This window comes from Vibrio sp. Y51_MX_L26, from assembly GCF_024181935.1.
Taxonomy (GTDB): Bacteria; Pseudomonadota; Gammaproteobacteria; order Enterobacterales; family Vibrionaceae; genus Vibrio; species Vibrio diabolicus.
Map to the genome: position 1 here is coordinate 140,493 of NZ_JAMZAS010000010.1, position 24,628 is coordinate 165,120.

Annotated in this window: 18 protein-coding genes and 4 pseudogenes; all 22 read left to right on the plus strand. The window is 43.9% G+C overall.

Going from position 1 to position 24,628, the window contains the following annotated elements; genetic code table 11:
- Positions 1–315 precede the first annotated feature (315 nt).
- Positions 316–780 carry a DUF3305 domain-containing protein gene (locus NL645_RS18450; protein ID WP_005396177.1) on the plus strand — a complete coding sequence of 155 codons (465 nt, stop codon included), beginning with the start codon at positions 316–318 and terminating at the stop codon, positions 778–780.
- Positions 770–1,399 carry a DUF3306 domain-containing protein gene (locus NL645_RS18455; protein ID WP_253652184.1) on the plus strand — a complete coding sequence of 210 codons (630 nt, stop codon included), beginning with the start codon at positions 770–772 and terminating at the stop codon, positions 1,397–1,399. Before NL645_RS18450 ends, NL645_RS18455 begins: the two co-directional genes overlap by 11 nt.
- Positions 1,400–1,707: 308 nt before the next feature.
- Entirely contained in the window at positions 1,708–3,369 is a 1,662-nt protein-coding gene (locus NL645_RS18460; RefSeq protein ID WP_203503694.1) for a 4Fe-4S dicluster domain-containing protein, read from the plus strand.
- A 9-nt stretch (positions 3,370–3,378) separates the two neighbouring features.
- Complete coding sequence (locus NL645_RS18465; RefSeq protein ID WP_005495048.1) at positions 3,379–4,005, plus strand: molecular chaperone; 627 nt, start codon at positions 3,379–3,381, stop codon at positions 4,003–4,005.
- Positions 4,006–4,078: 73 nt separating this feature from the next.
- On the plus strand, positions 4,079–4,279 hold the full coding sequence (locus NL645_RS18470; RefSeq protein ID WP_005396171.1) for a twin-arginine translocation signal domain-containing protein: 201 nt from the start codon (positions 4,079–4,081) through the stop codon (positions 4,277–4,279).
- Between the two features lie 10 nt (positions 4,280–4,289).
- On the plus strand, positions 4,290–7,145 hold the full coding sequence (locus NL645_RS18475) for a formate dehydrogenase subunit alpha (protein ID WP_104974107.1): 2,856 nt from the start codon (positions 4,290–4,292) through the stop codon (positions 7,143–7,145).
- Positions 7,146–7,156: 11 nt separating this feature from the next.
- Positions 7,157–7,765, plus strand: coding sequence for a formate dehydrogenase FDH3 subunit beta (gene fdh3B / locus NL645_RS18480; protein ID WP_005377536.1), 609 nt, complete (start codon positions 7,157–7,159; stop codon positions 7,763–7,765).
- 14 nt (positions 7,766–7,779) lie between these two features.
- Positions 7,780–8,832 (plus strand): formate dehydrogenase subunit gamma, encoded by a 1,053-nt coding sequence (locus tag NL645_RS18485; protein WP_253652185.1) that lies wholly within the window; start codon positions 7,780–7,782, stop codon positions 8,830–8,832.
- Positions 8,816–9,232 (plus strand): hypothetical protein, encoded by a 417-nt coding sequence (locus tag NL645_RS18490; protein ID WP_053807413.1) that lies wholly within the window; start codon positions 8,816–8,818, stop codon positions 9,230–9,232. The genes NL645_RS18485 and NL645_RS18490 overlap by 17 nt, the downstream gene beginning before the upstream one ends.
- 423 nt (positions 9,233–9,655) lie before the next feature.
- Positions 9,656–14,059 carry an RHS repeat-associated core domain-containing protein gene (locus NL645_RS18495; protein ID WP_253652186.1) on the plus strand — a complete coding sequence of 1,468 codons (4,404 nt, stop codon included), beginning with the start codon at positions 9,656–9,658 and terminating at the stop codon, positions 14,057–14,059.
- Positions 14,052–14,954 carry an immunity 49 family protein gene (locus tag NL645_RS18500; protein WP_253652187.1) on the plus strand — a complete coding sequence of 301 codons (903 nt, stop codon included), beginning with the start codon at positions 14,052–14,054 and terminating at the stop codon, positions 14,952–14,954. Before NL645_RS18495 ends, NL645_RS18500 begins: the two co-directional genes overlap by 8 nt.
- Positions 14,955–15,135: 181 nt before the next feature.
- Positions 15,136–15,726 (plus strand): annotated as a pseudogene (locus NL645_RS18505) (type IV secretion protein Rhs); the annotation flags it as partial.
- A complete protein-coding gene (locus NL645_RS18510) occupies positions 15,719–16,618 on the plus strand; it encodes an immunity 49 family protein (protein WP_104979179.1) in 900 nt (299 codons plus the stop codon). The pseudogene NL645_RS18505 and the gene NL645_RS18510, both read left to right, overlap by 8 nt.
- 45 nt (positions 16,619–16,663) lie before the next feature.
- A pseudogene (locus NL645_RS18515) lies at positions 16,664–17,621 on the plus strand (type IV secretion protein Rhs); the annotation flags it as partial.
- Positions 17,622–18,521 (plus strand): immunity 49 family protein, encoded by a 900-nt coding sequence (locus NL645_RS18520; RefSeq protein ID WP_253652188.1) that lies wholly within the window; start codon positions 17,622–17,624, stop codon positions 18,519–18,521.
- Between the two features lie 45 nt (positions 18,522–18,566).
- Positions 18,567–19,472, plus strand: a pseudogene (locus NL645_RS18525) (type IV secretion protein Rhs); the annotation flags it as partial.
- Between the two features lies 1 nt (position 19,473).
- Positions 19,474–20,367, plus strand: a complete 894-nt coding sequence (locus tag NL645_RS18530) for an immunity 49 family protein (RefSeq protein ID WP_046875279.1) — start codon at positions 19,474–19,476, stop codon at positions 20,365–20,367.
- A 58-nt stretch (positions 20,368–20,425) separates the two neighbouring features.
- Positions 20,426–21,369: pseudogene (locus tag NL645_RS18535) on the plus strand (type IV secretion protein Rhs); the annotation flags it as partial.
- Positions 21,370–21,373: 4 nt separating this feature from the next.
- Positions 21,374–22,267 carry an immunity 49 family protein gene (locus NL645_RS18540; RefSeq protein WP_253652192.1) on the plus strand — a complete coding sequence of 298 codons (894 nt, stop codon included), beginning with the start codon at positions 21,374–21,376 and terminating at the stop codon, positions 22,265–22,267.
- A gap of 53 nt (positions 22,268–22,320) precedes the next feature.
- The gene (locus NL645_RS18545; protein ID WP_046875281.1) at positions 22,321–22,566 is read left to right on the plus strand and encodes a hypothetical protein; all 246 of its coding nucleotides are present in this window, start codon (positions 22,321–22,323) and stop codon (positions 22,564–22,566) included.
- A gap of 476 nt (positions 22,567–23,042) precedes the next feature.
- Positions 23,043–23,930, plus strand: a complete 888-nt coding sequence (locus NL645_RS18550; RefSeq protein WP_046875283.1) for an immunity 49 family protein — start codon at positions 23,043–23,045, stop codon at positions 23,928–23,930.
- A gap of 168 nt (positions 23,931–24,098) precedes the next feature.
- On the plus strand, positions 24,099–24,628 hold a 530-nt coding region (locus NL645_RS18555; RefSeq protein WP_253652189.1), incomplete at its 3' end, for an Imm49 family immunity protein.

Genomic DNA, 24,628 nt, shown 5'->3' on the forward strand with positions numbered 1-24,628 from the left:
TAGTGATTAAGAGCGTTAGGTTGCTACGCATTTAGCTTGCTAAGTGGTTAGCAAAGCAAATCTCGTTCCAAAATAGCGGTTCCCACAAAAATTGCGAGGTTTTATGTCAACAATGCATTAAAACTGCGAGTTCGCAGTAATGACACATCAGTACATTTGAGTTTCGGCTAGTTTGGTACTTATAGCCAGAGGACATGAATAGGCTAATCTTTATCAGTGTGGCTCGTTTATTGCTTATAAGTCAATAAAATGGTCGAAAGTAAGGTCAAAGTGTCCTGATTGCTTTCAGACCAAAATAGAAAAACTGGGTGAGTTATGTCGGATAAGAAAGATTTCGAGAACAATTACGAGAAGACCGAAGACGCATGGCCAATTGGCGTAGAGCTTGTTGAGCATGAGATCAGTACAGGGATTTGGGTAACAACCCAATGGCAGTTGACGGGATTTGCGCTAAATCCGACGGAAGAGACTCCAGATGTTTGTCTGTTGCAATTGCACAAAGACGAGCGTACAGACTACCGCTTTAACTTAAGCTCTCAGCAACCTAAACTTTTTTTAGTGATGGATAACGTCGAGTCTGGTGAAAAACCAGCGATACAGCTACTAACGGCTTCACAATCTGTCGCGGCGCAATATATGGATGGCGACAACCTTGTACTATCCAACGATATGCCGCTAGCCGTTCAGGCTTGGATGGAAGCCTTCATCGGTCGCCACGGTGAGTTGTTAGAAGTAAGACGTAAGAAACGCAAAGGAGCGGGCAGAGCAAATGGCAACTAGTTTTTTAAGCCGTTGGTCGAAACGTAAATTAGCAGAATCTTCCCAACATGATGAAGAGATCACGCCGATAGCAGAGACGGAGCAATCCGAAGATTGTGTCACAGCGCTTTCAAACGCTGACGAAAGCTCAGACGCTTTGAACGTCAACGAGGTTAGTCAGTCACCAGACATTACCGCGAGTGTAGAGACTGAAAAGCCCGAAGAAATGTCTGTGGCGCAACTGCTGGTTTCCGAAGCTTCAGAAAGTGTTAAGAAAGCCGCGCTGCGCAAAATGTTCTTGTCCGAAGAATTTAACGTGCGTGATGGCCTAGACGATTACGATGATGATTACAGTAACTTAAAGTCACTTTCTAAAGACGTCGCAGAGACGCTGCGTGATTGGGTTAAAGAAAAAGTGGAAGAAGAACCAGACGCTGAAACGGCGCAAGGATCTGAACTTAACGCTGACGATATCGCATCTGAGGTGGTTGAAGACTCAGAACTAAACGCCGAAAAAAGTGCCGGAATTACCCAAGATGAAAGTGAACTGTATATAAACACAGTGTCCGGTGAAGGTGATACTTTTGCTGAGGAATCACCGCCTAACGAGGTGAGACAAAATATACCACACAAAGAATAGGTACATTTTGACTAAACACTCAATGAACCGGCTGGGACAAAATGTCTCAACCGGTTTTTTTATCCCTACTATTTGTCGGTAAAATATCTAAGCTGTTGAATTTTAAATGACATTTTATTGGCATGACATTTGCTATTTGTTGCTCAATACCAATCTGGTTGAAGTTAGCACGGACGCACTGCGTAGTATTCATCGCCTATAGATGGCGGAATAAGAATGCTCATTGATAAGTTAATCAGCAGAATCTCCGGCGCTAACTACACTAAGAGATGGAAAAGACTATCCATGTTCATAAATGGAATTGAGCAATGCTGAAACAATTATTAGAACAAGCAACTTCCAATAACGGTAAAGCGAGGCTGTACGCTTTCGAAAATACCGTAGAGTTGACCAATCTTATTCCACCAACCGTAAGCTATGAAAGCGGCGGTAATACTTTGATTGTGGGTCCAACGGCAATCATCGAAAGTGCGGCAGCGCAATTGTCGCAAATGAACAGCCTAACGCTGCTTTCTACCGATGGCGAAAAGGGAACAAATCCCGAGCTTTACTACGCCAATTCGGTTCAGGTTTCAGGGTTCTTAGGTACGTTTGAAGTTCTGATTGAAAATCATGGTTCGACCAACAATCTTGCCAAGGTCGCGATCAATAGCGATTGTTTCGATATCGTACTCGATCTTTGCCTAAACAGCTGCATGTCGGAAGAAGTACCAGTACCGGGCTACTACCCAGTTGGCCGTGGCTATCCGAAACTGGCTGAGGCGTTGGAAGAAATTCCAACCTTGATGGGGACGTTCGATAAACCGAAATTCTTCCGTTTAGATACCGATCTATGTGCACACAGCTCTCGTGGCGTAAAAGGTTGCGAACGTTGTGTGGATGCTTGCCCGGCAGGTGCACTATCGAGTGAAGGCAGCGACAAAACGGGCCATCGCATCGAGATCAATCCATACCTATGTCAAGGCGTGGGTACTTGTGCTACAGCGTGTCCGACAGAAGCTATTCATTACGCATTGCCAACCCCCGAAGATACGCAAAAGTTTATTGAACGTACGCTAGCCAACTATGAGCAAGCGGGTGGTTTAGATCCTATCGTATTGATTTGTAGTTCTCGCCACGAGAGCTACAACGTGATGGCACTAAAAGCACTGCCAGATAACGTGATTCCAATTGTGGTGGAAGAACTGCCTTCGGTTGGTATTGATACTTGGTTCGCCGCGCTTGTGAACGGTGCCACTCAGGTGCTGTTTGCGGCTTCGCGTTTTATGCCTCAAACCATTATTCGTGTACTTAATAGCGAAGTAGGTATTGCTCAAGAACTGCTCGACCAACTTGGTATCGCCAAAGAAACCATCGACATTCTGTATCTAGAATCACTACGTGAAGGTGCTCCGACACTTTGTACCGAGTCTTTTGATTTGGCATTAGGTGATTTGCAAGGTAACAAACGTCAGCGTCTATTTACGGCGTTGGATGCGTTGTCAGCATCGCGTATTCCAGTTGAGAACATTGTTGAACTGCCAGCGAATGCACCTTACGGCACGGTTTCTTGTGAAAGCAAAGATTGTACGTTGTGCATGAGCTGTGTGGCGGTGTGTCCAACACGTGCATTGCATACGGACGGCCAATCTCCGTCGCTTAAATTCGTCGAGCAAGACTGCATTCAATGTGGGCTGTGCGAGAAAGCGTGTCCAGAGAAAGTGCTGACGCTTACTCCTCGTATGAACTGGGTGAAAGAAGAACGCCAGAAAGCGGTTGTGATTCATGAAGAAAAGGCAGCCGAGTGCATTCGCTGTCACAAGCCTTTTGCTCCGCAATCGATGATCGACATGCTGCAAAACAAGCTTCGTGGTCATTCTCATTTCTCTGATGAAGCTGCCATTAATCGCATCGCCATGTGTGAAGACTGTCGTGTGATCGACATGTTTGAATCGATGGCTGCAGATCCAATGAATCAATTGAAATACTAGGAGCTCGCAGTGGATACACAACAAGAACAAACACTGAGAACAGACATTTATCTCGTTCTATCCGCACTTTTTCGTAGTGCGCCAAGTGATGAAATGCTGGCGTTCCTGAAATCGCTAGAAATTGAACCGTCTGAGAGCGCGATGCAAAAAGCTTGGCTCGCACTGCAACAAGCCGCGAACGAAGCGCAGCGAGAAGCGTTAGAAGAAGAATATCAAGATCTGTTTATTGGCATTGGACGTGGTGAAGTTGTGCCATTCGGGTCTTGGCATCGCACTGGCTCGATGATGGAAAAACCGTTAGCGGAAATTCGTCGCGATTTGGATCTTTTAGGCATCGAACGAGAAGAGAACGTGAAAGAGCCTGAAGACCATATTTCTGCACTGTGCGAAGTGATGGCAATGCTGACGGGTGAAGAGGAAGAACTTCAACAAGCGGTGTTTAACAAACACATCGCCCCTTGGTTCCAATCTTTTACGCGCCAACTAGAGAACGCAGAAAGCGTGAACTTCTACAAGCCAGCTGCACAGCTTTGCGATGCGTTTTTAACGTTAGAGCAAGTGCGCTTTAGCGTGAACACCAAAAGCAGTAAGAGCAAATTAAAAATTGATGTGAAAAACGTCACTGATTACGAGTAATCGAGCAGTACTTGGTCATATCGATAGAGAGGCATGAGTCTCCAAAGATCTACCGTAAGGTAAGGAAGCAATGATGAAAGATAATAAAGAAATAAACACAAGCCGTAGGGATCTCCTAAAAGGCTTCACAACCGCTGCCGTTGCTGGTGCTGTTGTTGCGGGAACCACGAAAGTGGCCGTTGCTTCAGAAACGGTTGAGCCTTCTGAAAAAGACGTGAAGAAGAAAGGGTATCGTGAAACTCAACACATTCGCGATTACTACGACACACTTTAGGAGATAACGGATGAAACTTGTCAAACGCTCCGACAGTGTGAGCAAAGAAACGAACCAGCTTGGCGTATCTCGTCGTGCATTCATGAAAAACACTTCGCTTGCCGCTGGTGGCGCAGTGGTTGGTGCTAGTCTATTCGCACCGGGAATGATGAAAAAAGCGCAAGCAAAATCAGTCGATCCAGAAGCGAAAACAGAAGTGAAACGTACTATCTGTTCTCACTGTTCAGTGGGTTGTGGTATTTATGCAGAAGTTCAAAATGGTGTTTGGACGGGGCAAGAGCCTGCATTCGATCACCCATTTAACGCTGGTGGTCACTGTGCAAAAGGCGCAGCACTACGTGAACATGGCCACGGTGAGCGCCGTCTTAAATACCCAATGAAGCTTGAAAACGGTAAGTGGAAAAAGCTTTCTTGGGATCAAGCGATCGAAGAAATCGGTAACAAGGTGATGGACATCCGTAAAGAGTCCGGCCCTGATTCGGTTTACTTCTTGGGAAGCGCAAAGCACAGCAACGAACAAGCGTACTTGTTCCGCAAAATGGCATCACTTTGGGGCACTAACAACGTTGACCACCAAGCGCGTATTTGTCACTCAACAACCGTGGCGGGTGTAGCAAACACTTGGGGTTACGGTGCGATGACCAACTCTTTCAATGACATGCACAACTGTAAGTCGATGCTGTTCATTGGTTCAAACCCAGCTGAAGCACACCCAGTAGCGATGCAGCACATTCTGATCGCAAAAGAGAAGAACAACTGTAAGATTGTCGTAGCGGATCCTCGTCGTACACGTACGGCAGCAAAATCGGATCACTATGTATCACTTCGTCCTGGTTCTGACGTAGCATTCATTTGGGGTGTGTTGTGGCACATCTTCGAAAACCAATGGGAAGATAAAGAGTTCATCCGTCAACGTGTATTCGGTATGGATGAAATCCGTGCTGAAGTGGCGAAGTGGACGCCAGCAGAAGTAGAGCGCGTAACAGGCGTAAGCGAAGAAGACGTTTACCAAACAGCAAAACTGCTTTCTGAAAATCGCCCGGGCTGTATTGTTTGGTGTATGGGTGGTACTCAGCATACTACTGGTAACAACAACACACGTGCTTACTGTGTACTTGAGCTAGCGCTTGGTAACATTGGTAAATCAGGCGGCGGCGCAAACATCTTCCGTGGTCACGATAACGTACAAGGCGCAACCGACCTTGGCGTACTTTCTGACACGCTACCGGGCTACTACGGCCTTTCTGAAGGTGCTTGGCGTCACTGGTCAAAAGTGTGGGAAATCGATTACGAATGGATTAAAGGTCGTTTCGATGACAACGCTTACGGTGGTCAAAAACCAATGAACAGTGCAGGTATTCCTGTATCTCGTTGGGTGGATGGCGTACTGGAAAACAAAGACAACATTCGTCAACGCGAAAACATCCGTGCAATGTTCTACTGGGGTCACGCAGTGAACTCTCAAACACGTGGTGTTGAGATGAAAAAAGCGATGCAGAAGTTGGACATGATGGTGATTGTGGACCCATACCCAACGGTTGCTGCGGTAATGAACGACCGTACCGACGGCGTTTACTTGCTTCCTGCAACAACGCAGTTTGAAACATACGGCAGTGTTACCGCTTCTAACCGCTCTCTACAATGGCGTGATCAGGTGATTGAACCTTTGTTCGAATCAAAACCTGACCATGAAATCATGTACCTGCTTTCGAAGAAACTGGGCTATTCAGATCTTCTGTTCAAAAATATCCGTGTTGAAAACAACCAGCCGGTGATTGAAGACCTAACGCGTGAATTCAACAAAGGCATGTGGACGATTGGTTATACAGGCCAAAGCCCAGAGCGTTTGAAAGCGCACCAACAAAACTGGCATACGTTCCACAAAACCACATTGGAAGCGGAAGGTGGCCCTGTAAACGGTGAAACCTACGGTCTACCTTGGCCATGTTGGGGTACACCGGAAATGAAACACCCAGGCACACACATTCTGTACGATACGTCTAAGACGGTTGCAGAAGGTGGCGGTAACTTCCGTACGCGCTTTGGTGTGGAATTTGAAGGCAAGAGCCTTCTTGCAGAAGACAGTTACTCGAAAGGCTGTGAAATCAAAGATGGTTACCCAGAGTTCACTGACAAGTTATTGAAACAACTTGGTTGGTGGGACGATCTAACTGCTGAAGAGAAAGCGGCAGCAGAGGGTAAAAACTGGAAGACTGACCTTTCTGGCGGTATTCAGCGTGTCGCGATCAAGCACGGCTGTATTCCATTTGGTAACGCGAAAGCGCGTGCGATTGTTTGGACGTTCCCAGACCGCGTACCACTGCATCGTGAACCACTATACACACCGCGCCGTGACCTTGTAACGGATTACCCAACTTGGGACGACAAAGATGCCATCTTCCGTGTTCCTACGTTGTATAAATCCATTCAAGAGCAAGACAAATCGGGCGAGTACCCAATCGTTCTGACTTCGGGCCGTCTGGTTGAATACGAAGGTGGTGGTGAAGAGACGCGTTCAAACCCATGGCTTGCCGAGCTTCAACAAGAAATGTTTGTTGAAGTGAATCCGAAAGACGCGAACGACCTTGGTTTCAGAGATGGTGATGATGTTTGGGTTGAAGGTGCAGAGAAGGGACGAATCAAGGTGAAAGCGATGGTAACACGCCGTGTGAAACCTGGCTTGGCGTTCATTCCGTTCCACTTTGGCGGTAAGTTCGAAGGTGAAGACCTACGTCCTAAATACCCAGAAGGTACACAGCCTTACGTTGTTGGCGAATCGGCCAACACGGCAACCACTTACGGTTACGACCCGGTTACCTTGATGCAGGAAACCAAAGTAACCCTATGTAACATTCGTAAAGCGTAAGGAGTCTGACAATGGCACGAATGAAATTTCTATGTGACACCAAGCGCTGTATCGAGTGTAACGGCTGTGTTACTGCATGTAAGAACGAAAACGACGATGCGCTTGAATGGGGCATTCAACGTCGCCGCGTGGTAACACTAAACGATGGTGAAGCCGGTGAAAACTCCATCTCTGTTGCTTGTATGCACTGTACCGATGCGCCTTGTATGGCAGTTTGTCCAGCTGATTGTTTCGAACATACCGAAGACGGTATCGTACTTCACAATAAAGATCTGTGTATCGGTTGTGGTTACTGTTTGTTTGCTTGTCCGTTTGGCGCACCTCAGTTCCCTAAACAAGAAGCGTTTGGTGAACGTGGCAAAATGGATAAATGTACTTTCTGTGCGGGCGGCCCAGAAACAGAGCCTGGCTCTGAGGAAGAGCGCCAAAAATACGGTGCGAACCGTATCGCAGAAGGCAAGTTACCAATGTGTGCATCGCTTTGTTCAACAAAAGCGCTGCTTGCGGGTGACGCAGAGAAAGTCTCTGACATTTTCCGTCAACGTGTGGTAGAACGCGGCGCGAAAAACGCAGGTTGGACAGACGGAAACGATCTTTCTTACGATGCGACGAAAAGCTAAGTAAGGAGAGGCACATGTTAAACACGCTTAAACGTGCGTCTCTAGCAATGCTGTCAATGATGACGGCATTGCTGCTGACTTTCGCAATGCCTGCTTCAGCAGAGGAACAATCTTCTAAAGTTATTCAACAGGAGATCACGCAACTCGCCGGGGCAGACTATTGGCGCGAGGTCAGAGAGGGGCAAGAAGGCTACACCACGTCTCAATCGCCAGAACATGGCGTATTGATCAGTAAACCTGGTGAGACTTGGTACATTCTAAAAGAGAAATGGATGTCTCCAGCTGGTGCTGTCGCGATTTTCGGCAGTATTGCAATGGTAATCATGGCTTACGTACTCGTTGGCCCTTTAATGCTTAGCAAGCCGCGTACTGGCAGAAAGATGAAACGTTGGTCTCGTTTAGACCGCGCGCTTCACTGGAGTATGGCGTTTACATTCTTAACGTTGGCATTCAGTGGTTTGATGCTGGTTTACGGTAAGCACTTCTTAAAACCGTATGTTCCTACCGAGTTTTGGGGCTTTATCGTCATGTTGGCGAAGCAGTACCATAACTACATGGGACCACTGTTCTTCATTTTGCTGATGTTTGTACTCTTGAAATGGTGGCGCAAGTCGATTCCAAACATGACAGATATTCGTTGGTTCATGAAAATGGGCGGTATGGTTGGTAAACACAAAGGCACACATCCGTCAGCTGGTTTCTCAAACGGTGGCGAGAAGGCAATCTATTGGTTATTGATCTTCTTTGGTGCTATCGCGGCAGTGAGTGGCTTAGTTCTAGATTTTCCTATCTTTGGCCAAACTCGCCGTGACATGGAGCTTTCTAACTTAGTTCACGCGATTTCGGCACTGATTCTAATCTGTGGCTTTATCTTCCACATCTATATTGGTCTATTCGGTATGGAAGGTGCGTTAGAAGGCATGGTGACTGGTGAAGTTGACGAGACATGGGCGAAAGAACACCACGATCTTTGGTATGAGGAAGTGAAGTCCAAAGAAGCAATGGGCGAATCAAATACGGCACAAACGGAAGCAAAAGGAGCGAAAGCGAATGAACAAACCTCATAACGGGATTTGGGTTGCGTACATCCTGAGCTGTCTGACCCCGTTTACGTTTCTGATCTCAGGCGTTATCGCAATTATCTATGCGGGTTACCGATTAGATAAGGGAGAAGACAGCGACGTAGTGATTTCTCATTACTACGGTTTAATTCGCACCTTCTTCCTCTACCTGACGTTTTTTGTTGTGTTGATCGTCACCGTCGCGACTTCTAACGGTGTACTCGTTGGCGTGAGTGATTATTGGTTGCATAGTACTTTGCTTGAAACCATCGCTTACTTTATTCCTTGGGTAGGGATGGTGTTTGCTGCATTAGCCATCTTGGTGTGGTTTATGCGAATGTTTCAAGGGATGCAGCAACTGAGCAATAACCAACCACACAGACCATCGACAGGTCCAAACCTTTAATCAGTATTCTTTAAGCAAAACCGCCGTAATAGGCGGTTTTTTTGTTGCTGTCATGTCTCAAATATGAAGCACTGAGTCCCACAGGTGATACTTGATGCAACTTATTGAGTGAATTTACGTAACTGGGCAGAAAATCATAGTTAAGTAAGAAACATGTAAAAAAATCGCGTCGCGATGAGACATTAGTCTCACTCACGCTATTGTTCATTTACTCAGGATTCATCGTCCCGTTAAAGTACGCTGCGCTCAGAAATTCAAAGAGTTGCATACGTGAAAATTGCCATCAATACATTCAGTCTACGCATACAGAGGAATCTCTATCGGAGGATGTTTGATTAAGGCATCTTGCTCTCACAAATAAAAAGAGCGAAACGAGCATTAAATGATGCGGCAAGGTAAGAAAAGGACAAACACGTTACGGCTATGATCCCTCAATTCGTCATTCCTATCACGAATCGCTTTGGCGAAAGTTATCACTTCTCTGGTCAGTTACTTACTAGCGGCGAACCTAAAACATTCGTGACCAAACAAGAGGCACTAGAGTTTCTTGAGAGCTTTGGTGAGCTTGACCTTCGCTCTGTCGAAGACTTGTTCTATTTGATTGGTCAATTCAAGCCAAACATACCTGACGGTGAGCTTACTTCCCAACACTATAATTCAACGTTTGCCAATGCTTTGGTGAACGGTGACTTGCATGTCGCTCGAATTGTACCGACCGGAGAAAACTACGCACTCTCGTCAGCGGTTACGCCTCCACCGACTCAAAATACCGTCAATGCAAAACCATCGAAGGGAAAGGGGAAGTCGAATAAAAAGAGTGGCAGAAGTGCCGCATCCGCCAAGCCTCAGCAACAAAGCAGCGAAAAACATGAGAAAGCCGGTGATCCTGTATCACTTGTGACGGGTGAAGAAATTCTCGAACTCTATGATATCGAGCTACAACAAGGCACTACTTGGCAGCGTACTTATCGCTCTTCGCAGTCGGATGTAAATCATGGAATGGGCTTTGGTTGGCGACATGCATTTCAGTTTGAATTGCACGAGAAGACGGACGAGAAAGACAACGTTATCGCTTGGGAGTTTGTTGACGATAAGGTAGATATCACAGAATTTGAGCCAGTAGATATTGGAGCAACAAGTTACCAGATATACGCTGGTGCGAGCTGTTATTTCCTAAATTCAGCAACTCGGATCGTGACGCTCGCGAATGGGCATCAATATCGATTTGAACAGAAAGATGAACGTTGGCTTGTTAAACAAGTCAGAAATGGCACGTTTTCAACGTTTCAACTGCAGTATTCTCGAAACCATCGATTGATCGAGATTGCATATAACAAGCGTCCGGTTCTTGAATGTCAATATGATAAGCAAGGACGCCTTGTAGAACTGCTTAATGCAAAGTCCCAAAAAGTTCTGACAACTTATACCTATGATGAGCACGATGATTTGGTCAGTGCAACTAATCATTTGGGCTTAAAGGAACAGTATCAGTATCGCGGCCATTTAATTGTTAAGCGTGTACGACCGACTGGCTTTACTCATTACTTCGAATGGGATGGCGAAGGTGCAAAAGCGAAATGCATCAGAAACGTTGGGGACGCAGGAATTTATGACTATCGCTTCCATTATCAAGGAAATCACTCTTCTTATTCTGACTCGTTAGATCATCAATGGTCTTTCTTGCATGACGAGCAGGGTAACTTACTCGAGAAAATAAGCCCCACAGGTAAAACTTGGCGATGGCAATATGATGAATTAGGGCGAAAAGCACAAGCTATCTATCCTGATCAGTCAACGGTCAATTATCAATATAATCAGCATGGTCAATTAGTTTCTAAGTTTCATTCCTCTGGCAAAGAAATTCAATATGGTTATGACGGCTTAGGTAAGTTAGTTAAAACGGTTTCACCTGACGGGGATATCGAGAAGGCTTACTACAATAGCCTCGGGCAAAGAGTTTGGGATACCGATCAGTTCGGCTGTGTCACGGAATATGATTACGATAAACACGGTCAAGTCGTCAAAAAAGAGTCTGAAGATGGTAAGAAAAGTCAGTGGTGGTGGGATGAACAACAAAGACTTATCGCGAATGAAATAGACGGTACATTACTTCGTTACAGCTATAACGAAGAAGATCTAGTGAATGGCGTCGCTTATCCCGATGGGTGTATTGCTCAACTCGCTTATGATCAATTTGGCAGGCGTACATCAGTTCGTTATTTTAACGACGAAGACAAAGTCGGTTATAGCGAAGAATATTCTTACGATGAGCACAGCCGTGTTGCTCAGATTCGAACGCCAGCAGGCATTACCTCGTATCAATGGGGAGCACTCGCACAACAAGAAGCAGTCATCTTTCCCGATGGCAGCTATATTTCTTACGAATACGATCAACAACGTAACCTGACTAAATTAGTTCGGAGTGACGGCTTAGAATTCGAATTCCTGTATGACGATGAAGGCCAGCTATCAGGAACTGTTGGGTTTGATAATCTACAAAGCCAATTTGATTATGACGATATGGGGCGGATCCATCGTAAGCAAGTCGCCGATAGGACTGTGCTGTACCGCTATGACGCTGCGGGTTATCTCAAGCACGTCAAAGCAGGAAATGGTAGCAGTATTGTAGAGAACCACTTCAATTATACGCTTGGTGGTCGACTTACTTTCGCCTCCAATCGCCATCAAACATTGCAATACCAATACTCTTCATTCGGGCATTTAACAAAGCGCATTCAAGGTCAGTTTGAGATAGCGCAGGAGTTTAACAGAGTTGGCCAACGCGTATCTCAGGTACTGCCAGATAATACGGAGCTGAACTTCTCTTACGATCGATATGGGCGTTTTTCAGCGATTCGGTTTGGAAACCTAGATTTACCTCAAATCAAATTTCATTACGATGAAATGGGACGAGTTTCCCAAATTGAAACGGCACATTTTAATGAGCGCATCATTTATGATGGTGTTGGTCGTTTGGTCGAACAACATTGGCCTGATAGAGAGAAAAAGTACGTTTACAATGCGCAAAACCGTATTTCATCAATCATTGATAATACGGCAGGAGCAACACACTATCAGTACGATGCCTTAGGGCAACTGAAACGAGTCAATGCTTCCGGAGAAGTGACTAAGTTTGAATACGATAGTTTTGGCAATCCTACTTTGCCATCTTCAGAGGTATTCGCTGATCGTATTGAAGTGCACGATAATGTCCGGTTCAAATATGACGCGCAAGGAAATCAGACAAAACGTGAGGGGCAAGGACACGTTCAGACTCGCGTATTTGATGCGTTAAATCAGCTCATTGAAGTTCACACCGACGATGGCATCAGTCAATATGAATATGATGCTCTAGGGCGCAGAACGAAGAAAATTACACAAAAAGGCGTTACAGAGTTCTTGTGGGAAGGTGAACGTTTAATTGGTGAACGCTCTTCAGGTGCTTTCCGCTGGTACCTATATCAACCTGAAACCTACACGCCAGTGGCACTGCTAGAAAATGACGTTATTTATTGGTACCAGTGCGATCAAGTTGGTAAACCAGAGCGACTGATCGATTGCGAAGGGAATGTTGTATGGAGTGCAAGTTACGATGCTCACGGTTTTGCTCATGTACATATTGAAAATGTAGCAAATCCATTGCGTTTTCAAGGGCAGTACTTCGATCGAGAAACCAACTTACATTACAACCTCGCTCGGTATTACGACCCTAAGCTAGGACGTTTTATCCAACAAGACCCGATATCTATTGCTGGTGGCATTAACCATTACCAATATGCAGTCAATCCTATCCAGTGGATTGACCCAACAGGTTTCCTTTGTGAAGAAGGGCTAAAACGCTTACAGCAAATGCTGACTGAGTATCAGGCGCAAAGCGATGTTCCCCAAGAGGTTTGCGATCAGATTTTAGAAGCAGCAAAAGAGTCATCTGTCGGAGAAGGTGGCGTTCGCTCGCAAGTCAAAATCCGAAAACCCAATGGTAAAAACAATATTCGATATGAATACGATTTAGACCATATTGATTGCGAGAAGAACGAGATTACTTTTTATCGCCACATTAATCATTCTGACGGAAGCAAACATGAAGTGCAGTACGTAGTCGGGATAGAAGAGTTTGTTAATGCTCACGTGTTTGATTCAGAGAAGGTCGGTGGCGATAAGACCTGCACCATCTTCACCGAGGACCTAGTGCTGAATAAAGCGGATTACAAGGATAACTCAGAATTCGAATTCAATAATAAGGATGAGGATGAGAATGAGAAATACAAACTTTCTGAAGAATGCAAACAAAAGGTTGATGAGTGTTTAGCAGAACGTCAAAAGGCAATGGATGCGCGTAGCGGCGAAGAAGGGCATAACGCCCAAATTGCTAAAATTAACCAGCAGTCAGCAAAAATTGGTGAGTTGGTCGCGGATGACTTTGTTCGGAATATACGCCCTAATGCTAAGTTGATCCATCCCAAAGACCTTGCAACTTCGGGATCGAAACCAGGTGATTTCGATATGGTGTACCTCTCAGATGATCCTGAAGAAATCATCATCGTCGAGGCTAAGGGTGGCAGCAGCCCGCTCGGCAGTCGTAAAATTGGAAATATGGCATATCAGCAAGGGACAACTGAATATACAGCAGCAATTATTGGTGAGATGTCTAAGCAAGAACAAGGTACAACGGAAAAGATTGCTGCAAATCACATCAAATCCGCTATCAAAGATGATATTCCGATTCGTTATATTCATACACAAGCAGAAATATCTTCAGATGGTAAAGTCTCGAAAATTAAAGCGAAAGAATTTGATATAGACATGGGAGAATTTGGAAATGTTTGATGCCAAGGAATTAAAAAAGATTGAGCGATTGGCTCATATTAGTCTAACTCAAGCGGCAATAGATGCTTACAGAGAAGAAGTAAAAGAGAACTTAGATAAACGAAAAAGGCGCATTGCGATAAAAAGAGAAAACTTGGTTTATTTGAGTGATGATGTGTCTGAGCAAATTCGCCTGTATACATGGTTACCTCCATTAAATGATGATGAGAGAACCGGCACACTATGTCTATATGAAGCATCATTAATGCGTGCATTTTATCATCAGCTCGCCATGAGACCTGACGAGCCTCAAAGTATTCAATTACCTGGATACCCGGAAGTAACCTGGAAAGGTGAAGGTATTTTAAAAACGGGGTGTTTACACCCTAACCGATGGCTTGATGCTTATTTCACTTCGGTGATCGTGCGTGACAGGCCAAGTATGGACGTATTGGCGAGCTTTCCGATTTCTCTGATGAAACAAAGTTCTACGAAGGCTGGTGAGCTTTCTTACATGCTGGTGGATGTGATTCAGTCATTCCACAACCGCACATCGGATTACCCCGATAAGCTAGTCGCAGCAATGGACGCTGCAGTTGCTCAGGGTGATGACTGGGCATTAGAAATCGCCATGGGCATTTTAGAAACCTTTGCCGCCCTGACAACTGATATTGGTTATGACTTTGAAGAGGTACTCATTAAGAACCTGCAGTTCCAGGAGCAATATCAAATGCGCTTGGATGCTCCTAAAAAATTGATTTCAATCGAAACCTTCATCTCTTTCCCTCTGCTTGGCATGGCCTGTATGTGGTACGACAAAGGCAACCGTTTATCTATTAAAACCGGTTGGCTTCCTCCTTATCTCGTCGAGGGGCGTTGGCTAGAAGATGTAAAAGCAGGGAAGATCACTCGATAAACTCCTTTAGCAAATCAATATATAAGCCATCTCTTATGGGGTGGCTTTTATGTTTGAGGTGGGGAGCTTGTTGTTTGTTGAACGCTCCATCATTGGTGGCATTACCAATATGCAGTCCACCATATCCAGTGGATTGACCCAACAGGTTTGGGGTAGCCAATGCTGGCATAGTATAAAAAAGTCTGAACTCAATACGAGTGATGATGAGCTAACAGAAAGAAACAAAGCAAAAATTGATGAATGTTTGAAAGAGCGTCAAGAGGCTATGGAGGCTCGAACTGACGAAGAAGGATATAACGCGCAAATAGGTAAAATCAATAAACAATCGGCAAAAATTGGTGAATTGGCGGCGGATGATTTTGTTCGGAGTAAATGTCCTAATGCTAAGCTAATTCATCCCAAAGATATTGGAACTTCAATTTCGAAGCCGGGCGACTTTGATATGGTTTACAAGGTGGAAGAGCCACCACCTGGTGAAATTATAATTGTTGAGGCTAAAGGTGGCAGCAGTTCGCTGGGTAGCCGTAAGATCGGAAATATGGCATATCAGCAAGGGACCACTGAATATGCGACAGAAATAGTATCTTTGATGGACAGTAAGAAATATGGGACTACAGAAAAGGCAGCTGCTAATAGCATTAACTCTGCTATTCAAGATGGTATACCAATACGTTATGTACATACGCAAGCAGAAATATCTTCTAGTGGTAAGGTTTCCAAGTTCATAGCAAAAGAGTTTGATATAGATATAGGAGAGTTCAGAAATGGTTGATAACTCAAAGGTAAAAAAGGTTGAACGAGTAGCTCATGTTGAACTAAGTGATTTTGAAAGAGAAGCTTATCGAGAAGAGATAAAAGAGAGCTTAGACAAAAGGAAAAGGCGCATATCTATAAAACGAGAAAACTTGGTTTACTTGAGCGATGGTATTTCTTATCAACTCCGTTTGTATACATGGTTACCTCCATTAGATGATGATGAGAGAATAGGCACACTATGTCTATATGAAGCATCATTAATGCGTGCCTTTTATCATCAGCTCGCCATGAGACCTGACGAGCCTCAAAGTATTCAATTACCTGGATACCCGGAAGTAATCTGGAAAGGTGAAGGTATTTTAAAAACGGGGTGTTTACACCCTAACCGATGGCTTGATGCTTATTTCACTTCGGTGATTGTGCGTGACAAACCCAGTATGGACCTGTTGGCGAACTTTCCGATTTCTCTAATGAAGCAAAGCGCCACTAAGGCAGGTGAGCTTTCTTACATGTTAGTGGATGTAATTCAGTCATTCCACAACCGCACATCGGATTACCCTGATAAGCTGGTTGCAGCAATGGACGCAGCGGTAGCTCAAGGGGATAACTGGGCGTTGGAAATTGCGATGGGGCTCCTAGAAACCTTCGCAGCGCTCACTACTGACATTGGTTATGATTTTGAGGAAGTGCTCGTTAAAAACCTACAGTTTCAAGAGAAATATCATCTTAGAGAATTAGGACCAGATAGGATAGGCATCCGAACTTTTATTAACTTCCCTCTGCTTGGCATGGCTTGTATGTGGTACGACAAAGGCAACCGTTTATCTATTGAAACCGGTTGGCTTCCTCCTTATCTCGTCGAGGGGCGTTGGCTAGAAGAAGTAAAAGCAGGGAAGATCACTCGATAAATTATCATTTAGTTAGAAATTCAGCATATAAGCCACCTTTCACGAGGTGGCTTATATGTTTACCGATATTCAATCAACCCCATCTAGTGGATTGACCCAACAGGTTTCCTCTGTGAAGAAGGGTTAAAATGCTTACAGCAAATGCTGGCAGAGTATCAGGCGCAAATAACGTTCCCCAAAAGGTAAAAATCATATCCGATATGAATACGATTTAGACCATATCGATTGCGAGAGAAACGAGATTACTTTTTATCGTCATATTAATCATTCAGATGGCACCAGACACGAAGTGCAGTATGTTGTTGGGATTGAGGAGTTTGTCAATGCGCATGTTTTTGACTCTGAGAAAGTTGGTGGGGAGAAAGGTTGCACGATCTTCACTGAAGATCTTGTGCTGAATAAAGCAGAGTATAAAGAAAACTCAGAACTCAATATGAGTGATTATGAGCTAACAGAAAAAAACAAAGCAAAAATTGATGAATGCTTGAAAGAGCGTCAAGAGGCAATGGACGCCCGAACTGGCGAAGAGGGATATAACGCTCAAATTGGCAATATTAACCAACAGTCTGCAAAAATTGGTGAGTTAGCCGCGGATGACTTTGTTCGGAGTAAACGTCCTAATGCTAAGCTGCTTCATCCCAAAGATATTGGAACCTCAATTTCGAAGCCGGGCGATTTTGATATGGTTTACGAGGTGGAAGAGCCGCCACCAGGTGAAATTATCATTGTTGAGGCCAAAGGGGGTAGCAGCCCGCTAGGCAGCCGTAAGCTCGTAAATATGGCATATCAGCAAGGGACAACTGAATATGCAACTGCAATTACTGATTTAATGGCTCAAAAGGACAAAGATACAACCGAATGGAAAGCGGCCAGAAGTATAAATAAAGCATTGAGAAAAAAAATTCCTGTTAGATATATTCACACCACAGCAGCTATTTCTGATGCTGGAGAGGTTTCTTCAGTTAATGTAAAAGAATTTAACGTAGAGTTAGGATTTGATTAGATGTCTGATAATAAAAAGAAAGTTAGCATAGAGAGAAAGGCGGAACCTCAATTGACACCAAATGATGTCGCTGAATACCAAATGTATATCAATGAAGATTTAGATGAGCGCAAAGAGCTAATAGCAATCCGTAGAGAGAACTTAGTCGCTCTTAGCGACGACGTTTCAGAACAAGTGAGGTGGTATACTTGCTTTCCATCTTCAATAGAAACTGAACAAATCGGAACACTTTGCCTTTATGAGGCGTCATTGATGCGTGCTTTTTACCATCAACTTGCCATTAAACCAAGCGAACCTCAAAGCGTTAAATTACCTGATTATCCAGAAGTGACATGGAAAGGCGAAGGTATTTTGAAAACTGGATGTTTACACCCTAATCGATGGTTGGATGCTTATTTTACTTCGGTGATTGTGCGTGATAAACCTAGTATGGACATATTGGCGAACTTTCCGATTTCTTTGATGAGACAGAGCTCTACCAAAGCGGGTGAGCTGTCTTATATGCTAGTAGACGTCATTCAGTCGTTCCACAACCGCACATCGGACTATCCTGATAAGCTGGTTGCAGCAATGGACGCAGCGGTAGCTCAAGGAGATAACTGGGCGTTGGAAATTGCGATGGGGATCCTAGAAACCTTCGCTGCGCTAACTACTAACATTGGCTATGACTTTGAGGAAGTGCTAGTCAAAAACCTACAGTTCCAAGAGAAATATCATCTTCGAGAATTAGGACCAGATAGGATAGGCATCCGCACTTTCATTAATTTCCCTCTGCTTGGCATGGCTTGTATGTGGTACGACAAAGGCAACCGTTTATCTATTGAAACCGGTTGGCTTCCTCCTTATCTCGTCGAGGGGCGTTGGCTAGAAGAAGTAAAAGCAGGGAAGATCACTCGATAAATTATCATTTAGTTAGAAATTCAGTATATAAGCCACCTTTCACGAGGTGGCTTATATGTTTACCGATATTCAATCAACCCCATCTAGTGGATTGACCCAACAGGTTTCCTCTGTGAAGAAGGGTTAAAATGCTTACAGCAAATGCTGGCAGAGTATCAGGCGCAAATAACGTTCCCCAAAAGGTAAAAATCATATCCGATATGAATACGATTTAGACCATATCGATTGCGACACGAAGTGCAGTATGTTGTTGGGATTGAGGAATTTGTCAATGCGCATGTTTTTGACTCAGAGAAAGTCGGTGGGGAGAAAGGTTGCACGATCTTCACTGAAGATCTTGTGCTGAATAAAGCAGAGTATAAAGAAAACTCAGAACTAAATATGAGTGATTATGAGCTAACAGAAAAAAACAAAGCAAAAATTGATGAATGCTTGAAAGAGCGTCAAGAGGCAATGGACGCTCGAACTGGCGAAGAGGGATATAACGCTCAAATTGGCAATATTAACCAACAGTCTGCAAAAATTGGTGAGTTAGCCGCGGATGACTTTGTCCGGAGTAAACGTCCTAATGCTAAGCTGCTTCATCCCAAAGATATTGGAACCTCAATTTCGAAGCCGGGCGACTTTGATATGGTTTACGAGGTGGAAGAGCCACCACCAGGTGAAATTATCATTGTTGAGGCCAAAGGGGGGAGCAGTCCTTTGGGTAGTAGAAAAATAGGAAACGAAGCATGTCAGCAAGGAACGGCTAAATATGCAGCGGCAATAGTTGGTAAGATGTCTAGGAATGGGCGAAATACAACAGAGTGGGAAGCAGCTAAATCAATAAGAAACGCTTCGAGGAGTGGACGCCCAATCAGATATATACATACTAAAACCCCAATCTCTGAATCAGGGAAAGTTTCAAAGGTTAAAGTAAAAGAATTTAATGTAGATTTAGGGAAGTTTTAAAATGTCTGACAAAATTAAAATAGAAAGAAATGCTGATCCAAAGCTGACCTCGGAGTTAATCAAAGGCTATAGTTCTGATATTGATGAAGACCTTGATACGCGCAAAGAGGTAATCAGTATTCGTAGAGAAAACTTAGTTGCTTTAAGTGATGAATCGTTTTATCTAGTGAGATGGTACTCGTGGTTCCCACACTCCATAGAAAATGAACAAATCGGAACACTTTGCCTGTATGAAGCGTCATTAATGCGCGCGTTTTATCATCAGTTAGCGATGAGGCCTGACGAACCTCAAAGTATTCAATTACCTAGATACCCAGAAGTGACCTGGAAAGGCGAAGGTATTTTAAAAACAGGCTTCATTTGTCCTTCAATGTGGCTAGATGCCTATTTTACCTCTGTCATCGTCCGTGACAAAGCTAGCATGGATGTGTTGGCGAACTTTCCGATTTCTTTGATGAGACAGAGCTCTACCAAAGCGGGTGAGCTGTCTTATATGTTAGTAGACGTCATACAGTCGTTCCATAACCGCACATCGGATTACCCTGATAAACTGGTGGCCGCGATGGACGCGGCAGTTGCTCAGGGTGATGATTGGGCGTTAGAAATCGCCATGGGTATTTTGGAAACTTTTGCTGCCCTGACAACTGACATCGGTTATGACTTTGAAGAAGTACTCATTAAGAACCTTCAGTTCCAAGAGAAATACCAAATGAGGCTCGATAAGCCAGAGGACTTGATTTCTATAGAAACTTTCATCTCTTTCCCTTTGCTTGGTATGGCTTGTATGTGGTACGACAAAGGCAACCGTTTATCTATTGAAACCGGTTGGCTTCCTCCTTATCTCGTCGAGGGGCGCTGGTTAGAGGATGTAAAAGCAGGGAAGATCACTCGATAAACTCCTTTAGTTAGCAATTCAGTATAAAAGCCACCTCTCATGAGGTGACTTATATGTTTACCGATATTCAATCAACCCCATCTAGTGGATTGACCCAACAGGTTTCCTCTGTGAAGAAGGGTTAAAATGCTTACAGCAAATGCTGGCAGAGTATCAGGCGCCAAATAACGTTCCCCAAAAGGTAAAAATCATATCCGATATGAATACGATTTAGACCATATTGATTGCGAGAGAAACGAGATTACTTTTTATCGTCATATTAATCACTCAGATGGCAGTAGACACGAAGTGCAGTATGTTGTTGGGATTGAGGAATTTGTCAATGCGCATGTTTTTGACTCAGAGAAAGTTGGCGGGGAAGAAGGTTGCACGATCTCCACTGAAGATCTTGTGTTGAATAAAGCAGAGTATAAAGAAAACTCTGAACTCAATACGAGTGGTTATGAGCTAACAGAAAGAAACAAAGCCAAAATTGATGAATGTTTGAAAGAGCGTCAAAAGGCTATGGACGCTCGAACTGGCGAAGCGGGATATAACGCTCAAATCGGCAATATTAATCAACAGTCTGCAAAAATTGGTGAGTTGGCCGCGGATGATTTTGTCCGGAGTAAGCGTCCTAATGCTAAGCTGCTTCATCCCAAAGATATTGGAACCTCAATTTCGAAGCCGGGCGACTTTGATATGGTTTACGAGGTGGAAGAGCCACCACCAGGTGAAATTATCATTGTTGAGGCCAAAGGGGGGAGCAGCCCGCTAGGCAGTCGTAAGATTGGAGACGAAGCGTATCAGCAAGGTACAAGTAAGTATGCAAGTGCAATTACGGATTTGATGGCTCAAGAGGGCAAAGATACTACCGAATGGAAAGCGGCCAGAAGTATAAATAAAGCATTGAGAAAGAAAATTCCCGTTAGATATATTCATACTCAAACCGCTATTTCTGATGCTGGAGATGTTTCTTCAGTTAATGTAAAAGAATTTAACGTAGGATTAGGAGTGAAATAAATGCCTGAAAAAAAAGAAAAATCACGTAGAGAGAAAGGCGGAACCTCATCTAACACTAAATGATGTCGCTGACTACCAAATGTATATCAATGAGGATTTAGACGAGCGCAAAGAGCTAATTGTAATCCGTAGAGAGAATTTAGTTGCTCTTAGCGACGATGCTTCAGAACAAGTGAGGTGGTATACTTGCTTTCCATCTGCAATAGAAACTGAAAAAATAGGAACACTCTGCCTTTATGAAGCATCATTAATGCGTGCCTTCTATCATCAACTTGCCATCAAACCAAGCGAGCCCCAACGTATTCAACTACCTGATTATCCAGAAGTAACCTGGAAAGGTGAAGGTATTTTAAAAACAGGCTTCATTTGTCCCTCAATGTGGCTAGATGCCTATTTTACCTCTGTCATCGTCCGTGACAAAGCTAGCATGGATGTGTTGGCGAACTTTCCGATTTCTTTGATGAGACAGAGCTCTACTAAAGCGGGTGAATTGTCTTACATGTTAGTAGATGTCATCCAGTCGTTTCATAATCGCACATCGGACTATCCTGATAAATTCGTCGCAGCAATGGACGCAGCGGTAGCCCAAGGGGATAACTGGGCGTTGGAAATTGCGATGGGGATCCTAGAAACCTTCGCAGCGCTCACTACTAACATTGGTTATGATTTTGAGGAAGTGCTCGTTAAAAACCTACAGTTTCAAGAGAAATATCATCTTCGAGAATTAGGACCCGACAGGATAGGCATCCGAACTTTTATTAACTTCCCTCTTCTTGGCATGGCCTGTATGTGGTACGACAAAGGCAACCGTTTATCTATTGAAACCGGTTGGCTTCCTCCTTATCTCGTCGAGGGGCGTTGGCTAGAAGAAGTAAAAGCAGGGAAGATCACTCGATAAACTCCTTTAGTTAGCCATTCAGTATATAAGCCACCTCTCATGAGGTGGCTTATATGTTTGAGGTGGGGAGCTTGTTGTTTGTTGAACGCTCCATCATTGGTGGCATTACCAATATGCAATCCACCATATCCAGTGGATTGACTCAACAGGTTTGGGGCTGCCAATGCTGGCATAGTATAAAAAACTCTGAACTCAATACGAGTGATTATGAGCTAACAGAAAAAAACAAAGCAAAAATTGATGAATGCTTGAAAGAGCGTCAAGAGGCAATGGACGCTCGATATGGCGAAGAGGGATAAAACGCTCAAATTGGTAATATTAACCAACAGTCTGCAAAGATAGGTGAGTTGGCCGCGGATGACTTTGTCCGGAGTAAACGTCCTAATGCTAAGCTGCTTCATCCCAAAGATATTGGAACCTCAATTTCGAAGCCGGGCGACTTTGATATGGTCTACGAGGTGGAAGAGCCACCACCAGGTGAAATTATCATTGTTGAGGCTAAAGGGGGTAGCAGCCCGCTGGGTAGCAGAAAAATTGGAAATATGGCATATCAGCAAGGGACAACGGAATACACTGCAGAAATCACCAACCTAATGTCTGAAAAAAGGAAGGGACGACTGAAAAATAACAGCAAGACAAATCCAAGATGCAGCTTTATCCGGCATACCTATTCGATATATACATACTCAAGCAAGCATTCAAGAGAACGGGGATGCATCGGATGTAAAACTAAAAGTGGCAGAGTTTAAAATTAATTCTAAAGGGCTAATTTAAAATGCAAAGTAAAGTTGTAGAACGCAAAGCAACCCCTGAGTTGAGTCAAAGTGGGGTTTCTTCTGAGAAAGAATTTATCAATAAAATATTAGATAAAAGAAAAGAAGGCCTTAAAATCCGGCGGGAAAACCTGGTCAGTCTTGGTGATTTCGCCATTGACCAGGTTCGCTGGTATACCTGGTTTCAAACCTCGCATGAAGACGAACAAATTTGTACATTACGTCTTTACGAAACTTCTCTAATGGGCGCTTGTTATCATCGACTTGCTAGGAATCCCAATGATGAATTAACTATAAAGATTCTCGACTATCCTGAAGTAAAGTGGGACGGGGAAGGTATTTTAAAAACGGGGTGCATAAATCCTAATAGATGGATTGATATGTATTTCATATCGGCAATTGTGCGTGACTGGCCAAGTTTAGACGCATTGGCGAACTTTCCGATTTCTTTGATGAGACAGAGCTCTACTAAAGCGGGTGAGCTGTCTTACATGTTAGTAGATGTCATCCAGTCGTTTCATAATCGCACATCGGACTATCCTGATAAACTCGTCGCAGCAATGGACGCGGCGGTAGCTCAAGGGAATAACTGGGCGTTGGAAATTGCGATGGGGATCCTAGAAACCTTCGCAGCGCTCACTACTAACATTGGTTATGATTTTGAGGAAGTGCTCGTTAAAAACCTACAGTTTCAAGAGAAATATCATCTTCGAGAATTAGGACCAGATAGAATAGGGATCCGCACGTTTATTAATTTCCCTCTGCTTGGCATGGCTTGCATGTGGTACGACAAAGGCAACCGTCTATCTGTTGAAACTGGTTGGCTTCCTCACTATCTCGTCGAAGGGTGTTGGTTAGAGGATGTAAAAGCCGGAAATATAATTCGCTAAGATTCAAAAGGAACTAGGCGATCATTTCTGACGTTTTGTTGTGTTACACTTGGCATTATGTGTCCTTTTTAAAGATACCTAGGCTCTTTTACTCGAATAGCTTGAAGCCCTCAGACGTAGTAGTAGAAGTAGCAGAGTTTAAAATTGATTCAAAAGGATTAAGTCAAAATGCAAAGTAAAGAATCGGTCAAATTTTTAGAGCGAAAAGCAAATCCTGAACTTGACACACAAGCCATTGTGAATCGGAAAAAATTTATAAACAGGGTTTTAGATAACAGAAAAGAAGGCCTTAAAGTCAGGCGAGAAAACTTGGTTAGTCTTGGTGATTTTTCCATTGACCAGGTTCGCTGGTATACCTGGTTTCAAGCCTCTCATGAAGACGAACAAATTTGTACATTACGCCTTTATGAAACTTCTTTAATGGGAGCCTGTTATCATCAACTTGCTATGAATCCCAATGAAGAATTAACTATCAAGATTCTCGACTATCCTGAAGTAAAGTGGGATGGTGAAGGCATTTTAAAAACGGGGTGCATAAATCCTAATAGATGGATTGATATGTATTTTATATCGACAGTTGTGCGTGACAGGCCAAGTTTAGACGCATTGGCGAACTTTCCGATTTCTTTGATGAGACAGAGCTCTACTAAAGCGGGTGAGCTGTCTTACATGTTAGTAGATGTCATCCAGTCGTTTCA